The 12467-nt window shown below is 72.4% G+C and carries 14 protein-coding genes; 10 read left to right on the plus strand and 4 right to left on the minus strand.

Features of this window, described 5'->3' with window-relative positions; all coding sequences use genetic code 11:
- Positions 1 to 21: 21 nt before the first annotated feature.
- Positions 22 to 1665, plus strand: a complete 1644-nt coding sequence (locus AB0412_RS27490) for a protein kinase (protein WP_366405265.1) — start codon at positions 22 to 24, stop codon at positions 1663 to 1665.
- A gap of 7 nt (positions 1666 to 1672) precedes the next feature.
- On the opposite strand, the gene AB0412_RS27495 is transcribed toward AB0412_RS27490, so the two are convergent.
- Positions 1673 to 2479, minus strand: coding sequence for an SGNH/GDSL hydrolase family protein (locus AB0412_RS27495; protein WP_366405266.1), 807 nt, complete (start codon positions 2477 to 2479; stop codon positions 1673 to 1675).
- 599 nt (positions 2480 to 3078) lie between these two features.
- Between AB0412_RS27495 and AB0412_RS27500 the strand changes: the two genes are divergently transcribed.
- The 5 genes from AB0412_RS27500 (at position 3079) to AB0412_RS27520 (ending at position 7681) form a co-directional block, all read left to right on the plus strand.
- Entirely contained in the window at positions 3079 to 3909 is an 831-nt protein-coding gene (locus AB0412_RS27500) for a glycosyltransferase family 2 protein (RefSeq protein WP_366405267.1), read from the plus strand.
- 11 nt (positions 3910 to 3920) lie between these two features.
- Positions 3921 to 4913, plus strand: coding sequence for a glycosyltransferase family 2 protein (locus AB0412_RS27505; protein WP_366405329.1), 993 nt, complete (start codon positions 3921 to 3923; stop codon positions 4911 to 4913).
- Positions 4906 to 5706, plus strand: a complete 801-nt coding sequence (locus AB0412_RS27510; protein ID WP_366405268.1) for a polysaccharide deacetylase family protein — start codon at positions 4906 to 4908, stop codon at positions 5704 to 5706. Before AB0412_RS27505 ends, AB0412_RS27510 begins: the two co-directional genes overlap by 8 nt.
- Positions 5707 to 5792: 86 nt before the next feature.
- Positions 5793 to 6887, plus strand: a complete 1095-nt coding sequence (locus tag AB0412_RS27515) for a DUF5925 domain-containing protein (RefSeq protein ID WP_366405269.1) — start codon at positions 5793 to 5795, stop codon at positions 6885 to 6887.
- Positions 6888 to 6910: 23 nt separating this feature from the next.
- Positions 6911 to 7681, plus strand: coding sequence for a DUF72 domain-containing protein (locus tag AB0412_RS27520; RefSeq protein ID WP_366405270.1), 771 nt, complete (start codon positions 6911 to 6913; stop codon positions 7679 to 7681).
- Between the two features lie 99 nt (positions 7682 to 7780).
- On the opposite strand, the gene AB0412_RS27525 is transcribed toward AB0412_RS27520, so the two are convergent.
- Positions 7781 to 8149 carry a GntR family transcriptional regulator gene (locus AB0412_RS27525; RefSeq protein ID WP_366405271.1) on the minus strand — a complete coding sequence of 123 codons (369 nt, stop codon included), beginning with the start codon at positions 8147 to 8149 and terminating at the stop codon, positions 7781 to 7783.
- A 71-nt stretch (positions 8150 to 8220) separates the two neighbouring features.
- Between AB0412_RS27525 and AB0412_RS27530 the strand changes: the two genes are divergently transcribed.
- Positions 8221 to 9150: a GNAT family N-acetyltransferase gene (locus tag AB0412_RS27530; protein WP_366405272.1), complete on the plus strand. Its 930-nt coding sequence runs from the start codon at positions 8221 to 8223 to the stop codon at positions 9148 to 9150.
- Positions 9131 to 9631 carry a DUF402 domain-containing protein gene (locus tag AB0412_RS27535; RefSeq protein ID WP_366405273.1) on the plus strand — a complete coding sequence of 167 codons (501 nt, stop codon included), beginning with the start codon at positions 9131 to 9133 and terminating at the stop codon, positions 9629 to 9631. The genes AB0412_RS27530 and AB0412_RS27535 overlap by 20 nt, the downstream gene beginning before the upstream one ends.
- A 231-nt stretch (positions 9632 to 9862) precedes the next feature.
- On the opposite strand, the gene AB0412_RS27540 is transcribed toward AB0412_RS27535, so the two are convergent.
- A complete protein-coding gene (locus tag AB0412_RS27540; protein WP_366405274.1) occupies positions 9863 to 10459 on the minus strand; it encodes a class I SAM-dependent methyltransferase in 597 nt (198 codons plus the stop codon).
- Positions 10460 to 10608: 149 nt separating this feature from the next.
- Here AB0412_RS27540 and AB0412_RS27545 point away from each other — a divergent pair, with 149 nt between their 5' ends.
- Positions 10609 to 10743: a hypothetical protein gene (locus AB0412_RS27545; RefSeq protein WP_260829343.1), complete on the plus strand. Its 135-nt coding sequence runs from the start codon at positions 10609 to 10611 to the stop codon at positions 10741 to 10743.
- A 39-nt stretch (positions 10744 to 10782) separates the two neighbouring features.
- Here AB0412_RS27545 and AB0412_RS27550 read toward each other — a convergent pair whose 3' ends face one another.
- Positions 10783 to 11244: a GNAT family N-acetyltransferase gene (locus AB0412_RS27550; protein WP_366405275.1), complete on the minus strand. Its 462-nt coding sequence runs from the start codon at positions 11242 to 11244 to the stop codon at positions 10783 to 10785.
- Between the two features lie 186 nt (positions 11245 to 11430).
- Between AB0412_RS27550 and AB0412_RS27555 the strand changes: the two genes are divergently transcribed.
- The gene (locus AB0412_RS27555) at positions 11431 to 12447 is read left to right on the plus strand and encodes a lytic polysaccharide monooxygenase (protein WP_366405276.1); all 1017 of its coding nucleotides are present in this window, start codon (positions 11431 to 11433) and stop codon (positions 12445 to 12447) included.
- Positions 12448 to 12467: the final 20 nt, after the last annotated feature.

Below are 12467 nucleotides of genomic sequence, written 5' to 3' on the forward strand. Positions count from 1 at the left end.
CCGGATGCGAATGGGGGCGCCGTGTCCGAAGAACCGGGCCGTGAGCGCGTGATCGCGGGCCGCTACCGGCTGCTGTCGCCGCTGGGCGAGGGCGGTATGGGCACCGTGTGGCGGGCCCGCGACGACGTGCTGCACCGCGAGGTCGCTGTCAAGGAGGTGCGCGCCCCGGCCGGACTGCCGGCGTCCGATGTGGAGCGAATGTACGCCCGTCTGGAGCGGGAGGCGTGGGCGGCGGCCCGGGTCGCCGACCGCGGTGTGGTGACGGTGTACGACGTGGCGGTGGAGGACGGCCGCCCGTGGATCGTCATGGAGCTGGTCCGCGGCCTGTCGCTCGCCGAGGTGCTGGAGGCCGAGGGCCCGCTGTCCCCGCAGCGCGCCGCGCACATCGGCGCGGAGGTGCTGGCCGCGCTGCGGGCCGCGCACGCGGTCGGTGTGCTGCACCGGGACGTGAAACCGGCCAACGTGCTGATCGCCAACGACGGCCGGATCGTGCTGACCGACTTCGGGATCGCCATGGTCGAGGGCAGCTCCGCGCTGACGATGACCGGGGAGGTCATCGGATCGCCCGAGTTCCTCGCCCCGGAGCGGGCGCTGGGCCGCACGCCGGGCCCGGAGTCCGACCTGTGGTCGCTCGGCGTGCTGCTGTACGCGGCGGTCGAGGGGCATTCGCCGTTCCGGCAGGACACGCCGCTGAGCACCCTGCGCGCGATCGTCGACGAGGAACTTCCGCCGCCGCGCCGGGCGGGGCCGCTCGCGCCGGTCATCGAGGGCCTGCTGCGCAAGGATCCGGCCGAGCGGCTGTCGTCCGGTCAGGCGCTCGCGGATCTGCGGGTGATCGGCGCCGGGGGCACGCCCCGCGCGGACTCGGCGGGAGCCGATCCGTTCGCCCCGACGGTGGCCGCCCATCGGCAGCCGCGCACGGGTCCGGAGCCGCGCCCCCGTACGTCCTCGTCCCCCACTCCCCCGTTGCCGGTCGCGGGGCCCCCGGCCGCGGGCACCACGGCCGTCACACGGCAGGAGCCCGAGCGCAACCGCCGGGCCCTCGTCGTCCTGGTCGCGGGCGCGACCGTACTGGCGCTGGCGCTGGCCGGGCTGACGTACGGGCTGCTGAACCGCGGGGACGGTGACGGAGGCGGTGGCTCCGGTGCGCGGACCGAGGTGAGCACGCCCGCGCAGACCGGCGACGAGGAGGAGGGCGGCGGAACGCGGGAGACGACGAAGCCCCCGACCTCGCCCACGGCGAGCGAGACGGAGGAGACGAGTCCGCCCGCGCAGACGGTGCGGGTGACGGTGCACGGGGAGCGCACCGAGTACTCCGGTGCCTGTCCGCCGCCGAGCGCCGAGGCGCCCTCGTTCACGGCGACGTTCACGGTGGGGCGGCTGCCGGCGGAGGTGTCCTACCGCTGGGTGGCCGAGGACGGCTCGGTGGACGACACGGGCTGGAAGACGCTGTCGTTCCCGGAGGGCGGCGGGCTGAGCAAGCAGGACACGGTGGTGGTGACGACGTACTCGGAGACGGGCACCCTCGAGAGCGCGCTCGGTGTGGAGGTCCGTGAGCCGGTGCGGGTGACCTCGGACACGGTGCCGTTCTCGGTGACGTGCGAGACGGAGACCCCGCCGGGCGGGGTCTCGCCCTCTCCTTCCGGTTCGGTGGTCGCGCCCTGAAGTGGGGTCAGGCCGCGCTGTCGAGGACCGGCAGGTAGCCGCCGGACTGGCCGGCCGCCTTGGGGTGGTACGACTCGCCGATGTTGAGCCAGTTCACGCTGTGCAGCCAGGAGTTGCCGGAGCAGAGCTCGTGTCCGGTGAAGGCCGGCCGTACGTCGCCGAAGGTGAAGCCGTGGGCGCGGGCGCGCTGGGCGATGGCGTTGTCCAGGTGGTCGGCGCCTTCGTTGATCGCCTTCCGCTTGGTCTCGGAGAGGCCGACGCAGGTGGTGCCGAGCCGGTAGAAGCGGGGGTAGCCGAGGACGACGACCTTGGCGTTGGGTGCCTTGCTGCGGATGGCCGAGTACACCTGGTCGAGCAGGCCGGGCAGCGTCGAGTCGACGTAGGCCTTCGCGGTGGCGATGCGCGAGAGGCAGGTGCTGTCGGACTGGAGCACACAGGTCGTCATGACGTCGGCGAAGCCGGCGTCGTTGCCGCCGACGCTGAGGGAGACGAGTCCGGTGGCGGTGCTGAGCGGGCCGAGTTGGCCGCTCAGAACATCACCCGTTCGGGCGCCCGCGCAGGCGGTGAAGTCGAAGCTCGAGGGTGAGTTGGCGGCCGCCCAGAGGTACGGGTAGGCCTTCGTGCTGCGCTTGCAGTCGCCACTGGAGGAGATGTAGCTGCCGGCTCCGACTCCGGAGGAGTAGGAGTCGCCGAGGGCCACATAGCCGCCGTCCGCGGCCAGTTGGGACGAGTGAGCCGTCGTGGCGCCGGTGAGGGCGGTGGCGACGGCGAGGAGGAAGGAGCTCAGAAAGAGGACAAGTCGGGAACGTCTCATGGAACCTCCCTTTAGCAGGATCTCTGCCACAACCGTCGTAGCAACTACGCGTGTTGACAGGAAGTGTCCATGCCAAGACTGGTGGACCCTTTTCAGGAGCTTCGCGACTTCTTCACGGATGCCGTGACAGTGCGGACGCCCGCGCCGAACACCGGTTGAATCACGGACGAATTCCGGACGTAAGGCCGAGGCGACCTTGACCCCCCTGACCGGCTGCGTCACTGTGAAGCCCGGTCCATGACCAAACCAGCAAAAAGGTGAGGCTCGTTCCAGGTCTTGCCATACGGGTTCAATCGTCAATACCGTCGTACATCTCACCCGCACCGGTCCGTCGGCACATCGCTCCAGGGGAGGGCTCAGGAGCAGGGCGAACCGGCGCGGGGCGCGGTAGGGGGGTGCCGTGCTCGTGATCGCAACCGTGACCGAGCCGTGCCGCGCGGGCGGCTGCCGTTCTTCGCAGCCGTCCAGATTTGCCAGCTCACCCGGCGTGCACGGAGCTCCGCTGTGGCATGCCCCGGGTGAGAACCCCCCTTTCGAACCGGAAGAAGAGCCGGGCCGCCCAGGGGCGGGCGGTCCACCGGACGAGAGGGACCAGACTCATGAGCTCAGTTCTGCAGCCGGCGGTCACAGATCCGGCGGACCAGGATCCGCCGACCGCCGGAAAGTACCGGCCCGTCTCCTCGCATCTGGCGATAGCGCCGCCGGTGAGCGTGGTGATACCGGCCATGAACGAGGCGGAGAACCTTCCGTACGTCTTCAAGACGCTGCCCGACTGGATCCACGAGGTGGTCCTGGTCGACGGCAACTCCACCGACGACACCATCGAGGTGGCCCGCGAGCTGTGGCCCGGCGTCAAGGTCGTCGAGCAGCGCGGCAAGGGCAAGGGTGACGCCCTGATCAGCGGCTTCCAGGCCTGCACCGGCGACATCATCGTGATGGTCGACGCGGACGGCTCGGCCGACGGCAACGAGATCGTCAGCTATGTCTCCGCCCTGGTCTCCGGCGCGGACTTCGCCAAGGGGTCCCGCTTCGCCAACGGCGGCGGCACCGACGACATGACCTTCATCCGCAAGCTCGGCAACCGCGCCCTGTGCGCGGTCGTCAACCGCAAGTTCGGCGCGCGCTACACCGACCTGTGCTACGGCTACAACGCGTTCTGGCGGCACTGCCTGGACAAGATCGAGCTCGACTGCACCGGCTTCGAGGTCGAGACCCTGATGAACATCCGGGTCGTCAAGGCGGGGCTGAAGGTGCAGGAGATCCCGAGCCACGAGTATCTGCGCATCCACGGCACCAGCAATCTGCGCGCCGTGCGCGACGGGTTCCGGGTGCTCAACGTGATCCTCAAGGAGCGCTCCAACCGCCGTGCCCTGCGCCGCCGCGGGCACCATTCTCCGCTGCTGGACACGGTGCGGGGGAAGGTGTCTTGAGCGAGTCCGGGATGCCCGGCATCTCGGTCGTGATCTGCGCCTACACCGAGGACCGCTGGGAGGACGTCCTCGCGGCGGTCGCCTCGGTGCGCGCGCAGTCACGGCCGGCCCTGGAGACCCTGCTGGTCGTCGACCACAACCAGGCTCTCCTGGACCGGCTGGGCAAGGAGTTCAAGGACCCCCAGGACGGGACCGTCGTGCGGGTGCTCCCCAACGCGGGCCCCCGCGGACTGTCCGCCGGCCGCAACACCGGGATCGCCGCCTCCCGCGGCGAGATCGTGGCGTTCCTCGACGACGACGCCGTGGCCGAACGGGACTGGCTGAAGCACCTCGCCGAGGGGTACGCCGATCCGCGTGTGATGGCGGTCGGCGGGCGCACCGAGCCCATCTGGGCGTCGGGCCGCCGCCCCGACTGGTTCCCCGAGGAGTTCGACTGGGTGGTGGGCTGCACCTACCGGGGCCTGCCGCCGGGTCGCGTCCGCGTGCGCAACGTCCTCGGCGGCAACGCCTCCTTCCGGCGCGGCGCCTTCGACGCGGCGGGCGGCTTCGCCACCGGCATCGGACGGGACGGGAACAAGCGCCCGCTGGGCGGGGAGGAGACGGAGCTGTGCATCCGTCTCAGCCGCGCCCGCCCGGACGCGATCCTGCTGATCGACGACCGCGCGGTCATCCACCACCGGGTGCCCGAGGCACGCGAGCACTTCCGGTACTTCCGTACCCGGACGTACGCCGAGGGTCTGTCAAAGGCCCTGGTGGCGCGCAGTGTCGGTGCGGACAAGGGCCTGGAGTCGGAACGCCGGTACACCACGCGCGTACTGCCGGCCGGGGTGGCACGAGGGCTGCGCGACGCCCTGCTGGGCCGCCCCGGCGGGGCGGGACGCGCGGGGGCGATCGTCGCCGGGGTGCTGAGCGCGGCGGGCGGCTATGTGGTGGGGAGCGTACGGGCGCGGCGGGGCGGCGTGACGTTCTCCGTGGCGGAGGTCGAGGGGGGCGGCCGTGACTGACGCACGCGTGCCGATCCTCATGTACCACTCGGTCGCCACCGACCCCAACGACGCGACCCGCGCCCTGTCGGTGTCGCCGGAGGCGTTCGCCGGGCAGATGGCGGTGCTCGCCGACCAGGGGCTCACCCCCGTCACCACCGCCGAACTGGCCGCCTGCTGGCGCACAGGCCGCCCGCTGCCCCCGCGTCCGGTGCTCGTCACCTTCGACGACGGCTACGAGGGCGTGCACCGGCACGCCCTGCCCGTGCTCGCCAAGCACGGCTTCCCGGCCACGCTGTTCGTCTCCACGGGCTGGCTGCGCGGCCCGTACGACACCGGTGGCGGCCTGGACACCATGCTGGACTGGGACCAGGTGCGCGACTTGGCCGGCGCGGGCGTGGAGATCGGCGGCCACAGCCACTCCCACCCGCAGCTCGACCAGCTCGACGACCGCCGGCTGCGCTCCGAGCTGATCCTGTGCAAGGAGATCGTCTCGGACCAACTGGGCCACGCGCCCGCCTCCTTCGCCTATCCGTACGGCTACTCCAGCCGCCGGGTGCGGGAAGCGGTGCGGGAGACCGGGTACGCCCAGGCGCTCGCCGTCGGCAACGGGCTCGCCCGGCGCGCGCAGGGGCCGTACGCGCTGCGGCGGGTGACGGTGCGGCGGAGCACGGACACCGCCGAGTTCGAGCGGCTGGTCCAGGGGCGCGCGATCGGGCGCACCTTCGCCCGGGACCGTGCCCTGACCAAGGGGTACGCGGTGGTCCGCCGGGCACGGCAGGCACGGCGGCTGGTGACGCCGGCCGGGAACTGAACAGCACAAGCGGGCAGACGGGCGACAATCCGCGCGCACCACGGAAACCGGGTGCACGCGGAGCCCGCGTGCCCGATCATGGCGGCATGTCCGCGCACCCACACGACGCACTGCCGATCCGGCTCAACGTCGACGACAACGACTCCCCTGCCGATGTCGTCGACGCGCTGTTCCTCGGCCGCTTCGCGACGGGCGAGCAGCCGTTCTCGCACGCCGTCAACATCGACCGCGTACGCTCCGGCGCGACCCTGCTGCCGTCGAACGCACGCGTGCTGCGGGTCGCGCGGGACGACGACCGCAGCGCCACCCTGGCCGAGGGCGACGGCTGGACCCTGCTGGTCTCCCGCTGGAACCGGGGCGCCGACGTCACGGTCACGGCGACCAGCGCGGAGCTGGCGGCGAAGGTGCTGGACGAGGCCACGGACGGCGCGGCGGACGAACCCGAACCGCAGCCGGAGAACGTCACCATGGGCTTCTGGTACGTCTCCCCGCGCCGCGGCCCGCACCGCACCACCCGGCAGATCTCGGCGGGCACCTGGGACGAGGTGCGCCCCAACTACACGGCACCGGTGGCGGAGGCGATGGACCGCCTGATGAAGACCACCCCGCAGGACATCTCGGGCCGGCTGCTCCTGCTGCACGGCCCGCCGGGCACCGGCAAGACGTCCGCGCTGCGCACGCTGGCCCGCTCCTGGCGGGACTGGTGCCAGGTGGACTGCGTCCTGGACCCCGAGCGGCTCTTCTCCGACGTCGGCTATCTGATGGACATCGCCATCGGCGAGGACGACTCGACGGGCAAGGGCCGCTGGCGGCTGCTGTTGCTGGAGGACTGCGACGAACTGATCCGCGGCGAGGCCAAGCACACCGCAGGACAGGCGCTGTCCCGGCTGCTGAACCTCACCGACGGTCTGCTCGGCCAGGGCCGCAACGTCCTGGTGGGCGTCACCACCAACGAGGACCTCGAGCGCCTCCACCCGGCCGTGGTCCGCCCGGGCCGCTGCCTCGCCCGGATCGAGGTGGGGCCGCTGACCCGCCGGGAGGCGGTCGACTGGCTGGGCCGCGAGGAGGGCATCGGCCGCGAGGGCGCCACCCTGGCCGAGCTGTACGCCCTACGGCGTGGCACGTCACCGACGGCTCTGCCGGAGCCGCGGGGTGACGCGGACGCCGGGCTGTACCTCTAGATCGGCGGGTGTTTCATGGTCGTATGACCGTGTTCGTCGGGACGTCGGGCTGGCAGTACAAGGACTGGCGTGAGGTGCTGTACCCGGCCGGGCTGCCGATGCGGCTCTGGCTGGAGGAGTACGCGGCGCGTTTCGCGACCGTCGAGATCAACAACGCCTTCTACCGGCTGCCGTCCCGGGAGACCTTCGCGGCCTGGCGCGAGCGCACGCCGCCGGGCTTCGTGGTCGCCGTCAAGGCGAGCCGCTACCTCACGCACATCAAGCGGCTGCGGGAGCCCGAGGAGCCGGTCGAGCGCCTGATGAGCCACGCGGCCGGCCTGGGCGACCGGCTCGGCCCGGTCCTCCTCCAGCTCCCGCCGACCCTGCGCGCCGACCCCGCTCTGCTGGACGCATGCCTGCGCTGCTTCCCCGCGTCGACCCGGGTCGCGGTGGAACCCCGGCACGACTCGTGGTGGACGCCCGAGGTGCGCGGGGTCCTGGAAGCGCGGGGAGCGGCCCTGTGCTGGGCCGACATCCTCTCCCGCCCCGCGACACCGCTGTGGCGCACCACCGGCTGGGGCTACGTCCGCTTCCACCAGGGCCGCGCCCACCCCTGGCCGCACTACGGCCGCCGCGCCCTCCACACCTGGGTGGACCGCATCGCGACGACCTGGCCCACCGGCGAGGACGTCTACGCCTACTTCAACAACGACCCGGGCGGGGCGGCGGTGAGGGACGCGGCACTCTTCGCGAGAACGGCCACTTCAGCGGGCCTGAACACCACAAGAACCCCGGAGCAGGTCACGCACGGTTGATCTACTACCTGATTACTTCTCCGCCGCGACGGCGCGCAACCACGACGGCGCGTCCCGGCCGTGTCGAACCCTGCTCAGCCCTCCACCGCACCAGCGCTCCTACGCCCCGTAAGCCGCCCGCAGGGCATCCCGCACCGCCGCCAGCGCCTCCTCCTCCGTCAGCCCCAGCCGCCGCACCCGCTCCGCGAACGCCTGCGCCGCCGACGCGGCCTCCCGCTGTGCCGCCGAGCCCGCGGCAGCGATCACCGTCCCGTTGCGCCCCCGCGTCTCGATCACCCCGTCGGCCTCCAGCGCCCGGTACGCCTTGGCCACGGTGTTCGCCGCGAGGCCCAGCGTCTCGGCCAGCCCCCGCACCGTCGGCAGCCGGTACCCCACCGGCAGCGCCCCCGACCGCGCCTGCTCGGAGATCTGCGCCCGTACCTGCTCGTACGGCGGCGCACTGTCGTCGATGTCGATCCTCAAGCTCACTCCCCGATTCTCCCGCACCCGACGGAAAATGAGAGGCACCGCCCGCCCAGTCCCCCGTAGCGTGCGCCTTCATGACCGTCATCGTGCGCGACCTGCGACCCGAGGTCCGAGCCGACGCCGAGGGTTTCTCCCACGTCCGCCGCCTCGCCATCCCGTTCATGCTGTCCACTCCAAAGTCCGTGCTGCACAACCTGACGCACTCCCACCCGGACGCCCACTTCACCCAGCTCGTCGCGGAGGAGGACGGCGAGATCATCGGCACCGCCCAGGTCGGCCTCGCCCACGACAGCCCGGAACCCGGCCAGGGCAACGCCAACATCTACATCCGCCCGGACAGGACCCGCCGCGGCGCCGGCACCCTCCTGGTGCGCACCGCCGAGGAGCGCCTGGCCACCCTCGGCGCCCGCAAGATCTACACCTGGGTGCTGGACGAGCCCGCCAACCGTGCCTTCGCCGAACGCCACGGCTACCGCGCCAGCCGCTCCGCCTACTTCCTGCGCCTCGACCTGGCGAACGGCACCCTGCCCCCGCTCCAGGACCCGCCGCCCGGCGTCGAGCTGCGCACCGGCGCCGACTTCGCCGACGACCCGCGCCCGTTGTTCGAGCTGGACGCGGAAGTCACGTCGGACGAGCCGGGCGACATCGAGACCGAGTTCACCGACTACGAGGCCTGGCTCGAGGAGACCTGGCGGCACCCGCTGCTCGACCTCGACCTGACCACCGTCGCCGTCGTCGACGGCCGGCCCGCCGCCTTCACCGCCGCGTACACCGACGGCGCCGGCCGCTACGGCACCGCCATGACCGGCACCGCCCGCGCCCACCGCGGCCGGGGTCTGGCCAAGCTCGCCAAGAACGCCTCCCTGCATCGGGCCCGCGCCGCCGGGTACACGGAGGCCTTCACGGGCAACGACACCGGCAACGCGCCGATGATCGCGGTCAACAAGTGGTTCGGGTACGAGGTCTGCGCCACGGAGGTACGCCATGTCCGCGAACTCGGCTGACGAGCCCGCCGCCGTGGAGGTCGTGCTCGTCAAGGCGGGCCGGACGAAGATCCGTTACCCCGCCGAGCTGCTGGCCGACGACGGCACCCGCATCACCGTGCGCGCCCCCTGGGCCGGTGAGGGCGCCCGCGACTTCGGTTTCGTCCGCTTCGAGCCGGGCGACGTCTTCACCGAGCACTACTGGCGCGACCGCTGGTACTCGGTCAAGGAGGTCCGCGCACCCGACGGCACCCTCAAGGGCCACTACTGCGACGTCACCCGCCCGGCCACGCGCACCGGGACGGAGCTGGTCGTCGAGGATCTCGACCTCGACCTGTGGTGCTCCGCGGACGGCACGGACGTACGGCGTCTGGACGAGGACGAGTTCGCCGCGAGCGGTCTCACGACCGCGGACCCACGAGCGGCGGCCGCCGCGGTGGCGGCCCTCGACGAGCTGGAAACCCTGGCCCGCACGAACGCGTTCGACACGCTGCTCGCCTAGGCCCTGTCGTCAAATTCCCGTCGTCCGCCCGAAGGGCGGGCCTGGAGGCGTCAGGCGCGTGCTCTGGGGGTCCCCCCCGGCCGGAGGCTGGGGGAGTGCCGGGCGTCGACCGGCGTACTGGTTGTACGTGGTCGGCGCCCGGTGCGGCGAGTGGGGGCACCTCCCACGCCCTCAAGGCAGTGGGGGAGCGTGCATGGCGTCGCCAGGCAGACGGGAATTTGACGACAGGGCCTAGGCCCGGCACTCCATCACCGCCACCACCGCGTACCGCTCGTCGTCCACGGCCCGCCCCCACAGCGCGGAGTCCTGCGACAGCCGCTCCAGGCGCACCTGCCCGCCGAGCGGGGCGAGCAGCGCGCCGAGCCGCTCGGCCGGTATGCCGACCGGGCTCACCGTCCCCCACACCCCCTCGACCAGCACCAGCCGCCCTCCCGGCCGCAGCAGCCCCCGCCAGTGCCGCAGCACCCGGCCGGGGTCGGGCAGCGTCCACAGCACATGCCGGACGAGCACGACGTCGAACCGCTGCTCCCCGACGGGCGGCGCCGCCGCGTCACCGCGCAGGAACACCGCGTCACGCCCGGCGAGTTTCTCCCGGGCGAGCGCGACCATCGCCGCGGACCGGTCGACTCCGGTCACCCGGTGCCCCTGCTCGGCCGCGAGGAGCGACAGGCTGCCGGTGCCGCAGCCGAGGTCGAGCACGTCGCTCGCCCGCGCAGGCAGCCACGTACGCAGCCTCTCGGCCCAGGCCGCGCGCACCCCCGGGTCACGCAGCCCGTGGTCCGGTTCGTCGTCGAAGGTGCCGGCCATCGCGTCCCAGTCCTCGGTCATGCGCCAAGAGTGACACCCACCACTGACAGTCCCCTCGACCGTCCCTTCGTGACCGCGGCCACAGACAGACCCGGACCGATGAGGAACTCTCGCCCGAAAGGTCTACCTCCGTGAGAACGCGGAACCCGGTGGGCCCGAAGGAGGCAGCCATGCGCCGTGTCACCGTGCACAAGCCCCTGAAGAAGACCGACTCCCGCCAGGTCCGCGAGGAGGCCGACGAGCGTCCCGCGGGACGTCCGGAGGTCCGCAAGGACATCGCCCGCACCTGGTGGCCCGACGGCTGACCAGCCACAGCCCTCCCGGCTGTCCCCGCACCGCAGCCGTCAGCGAAGCCGCTTGCGGTAGTGGATGCGGTCGTACGGCCCGGTGACCCGGCGCTCGGCGACCTCGTACCCGAACCTCGGGTAGATCTTCTGGTTCTCCCACATCATGGCGTTCGTGTAGAGCCTGATCTCGGGCAGCCCGAGGGCACGCGCGTGCGCCTCCACGAACTCCAGCAGCCGCCGCCCCAGACCGGTGCCGTGCACCTCCGGGCGGACGGCGACGATGTCGAGGTACAGATGGTCCTCGTACGGCTCGACCACGACCAGCCCGGTCACCCGGCCCGTGCCGGGCTCCTCCGCCACGAACACCTTCCCCTCGGCCACGTTCGCCGCGTGGTCCGCCTCCATGGGCACCGGCACGACCCCGATGCGCTCGACGTAGGGACTGAAGGCGGCGTCGACGACCGCCTTGACCTCCGGTACGTCGGCGGCGACGGCGGGGCGGATCGTGTGGTCTGTCATGTGCGCACGGTAGCTGTCTGATCCCAGCCTGAGCACTCCCTTAACGCGGCCATAAGGATCTCTTCTCAGGGCGCCTGCCAGGCGATTTCCCGGTTTCTTGGGGCTAGCTTCTGATCCGTCCCCACGGGATCCACCCCCCACGGGTTCTCCCGGAGCCAGTGATCGTTGTCGAGGAGTTGCTGCCCCATGCCCGCACGCCGCAAGGCCGCTGTCGCCGCCGCCGGTCTCGTCCCGCTCGCCCTGACCACGCTGTCCGCCGCACCGGCGTCCGCGCACGGCTCGATGGGCGACCCGGTCAGCCGGGTCGCCCAGTGCTACGCCGAGGGCCCGGAGAGCCCGAGGTCGGCCGCGTGCAAGGCGGCGGTCGCGGCCGGCGGCACGCAGGCGCTGTACGACTGGAACGGCATCCGCATCGGCGACGCGGGCGGACGCCACCAGGAGCTCATCCCGGACGGCAAGCTGTGCAGCGCGAACAACGAGGCGTTCAAGGGCCTCGACCTGGCCCGCGCGGACTGGCCGGCGACGAGCGTGAACAGCGGCTCGTACACCTTCAAGTACCGGGTCACGGCCCCGCACAAGGGCACCTTCAAGGTGTACATCACCAAGCCGGGCTACGACCCGTCCAAGCCGCTGGCCTGGGGTGACCTGGATCTGGCGAACCCGGTGGCGACGGCCACCGACCCGGCCGCGTCCGGCGGCTTCTACACCTTCACCGGCACCCTGCCGGAGCGTTCCGGCAAGCAGCTGCTGTACGCGGTCTGGCAGCGCTCGGACAGCCCGGAGGCGTTCTACTCCTGCTCGGACGTCACGTTCGGCGGCGGCAGCGGCGGTGCCGGCGCCGGGGCCACCACCGGCGACACGCCCAAGAAGGACGCCGCGCCGGCGCCCGCCGCCTCAGCGCCCTCCGAGGAGCAGATCGAGGACGGCGCCGACAAGTCGACGGTGGAGAACCACGGGCACGGCGACAACGACCCGAAGACCTCGGCGGCGCCGGCCGCCGCGGACGGCGAGGCCCCCGAGGCACCCGCGGCCGGGGCCAACCAGCCCAAGGCGGCCTCCGCCGGGCAGAACCTCGCGGAGACCGGCGGCGACGGCAACACCCCGTATCTGATGGTCGGCGGGGCCGCGGCGCTGGCGCTCGGCTCGGCGGCGCTGTTCGCCTCCACCCGGCGGCGCGCGGCGGGCGGACGGCACGGCCGCTGACCGGATGAGGAACGCGGGGC

Source organism: Streptomyces sp. NPDC052012 (genome assembly GCF_040689265.1).
Taxonomy (GTDB): domain Bacteria; phylum Actinomycetota; class Actinomycetes; order Streptomycetales; family Streptomycetaceae; genus Streptomyces.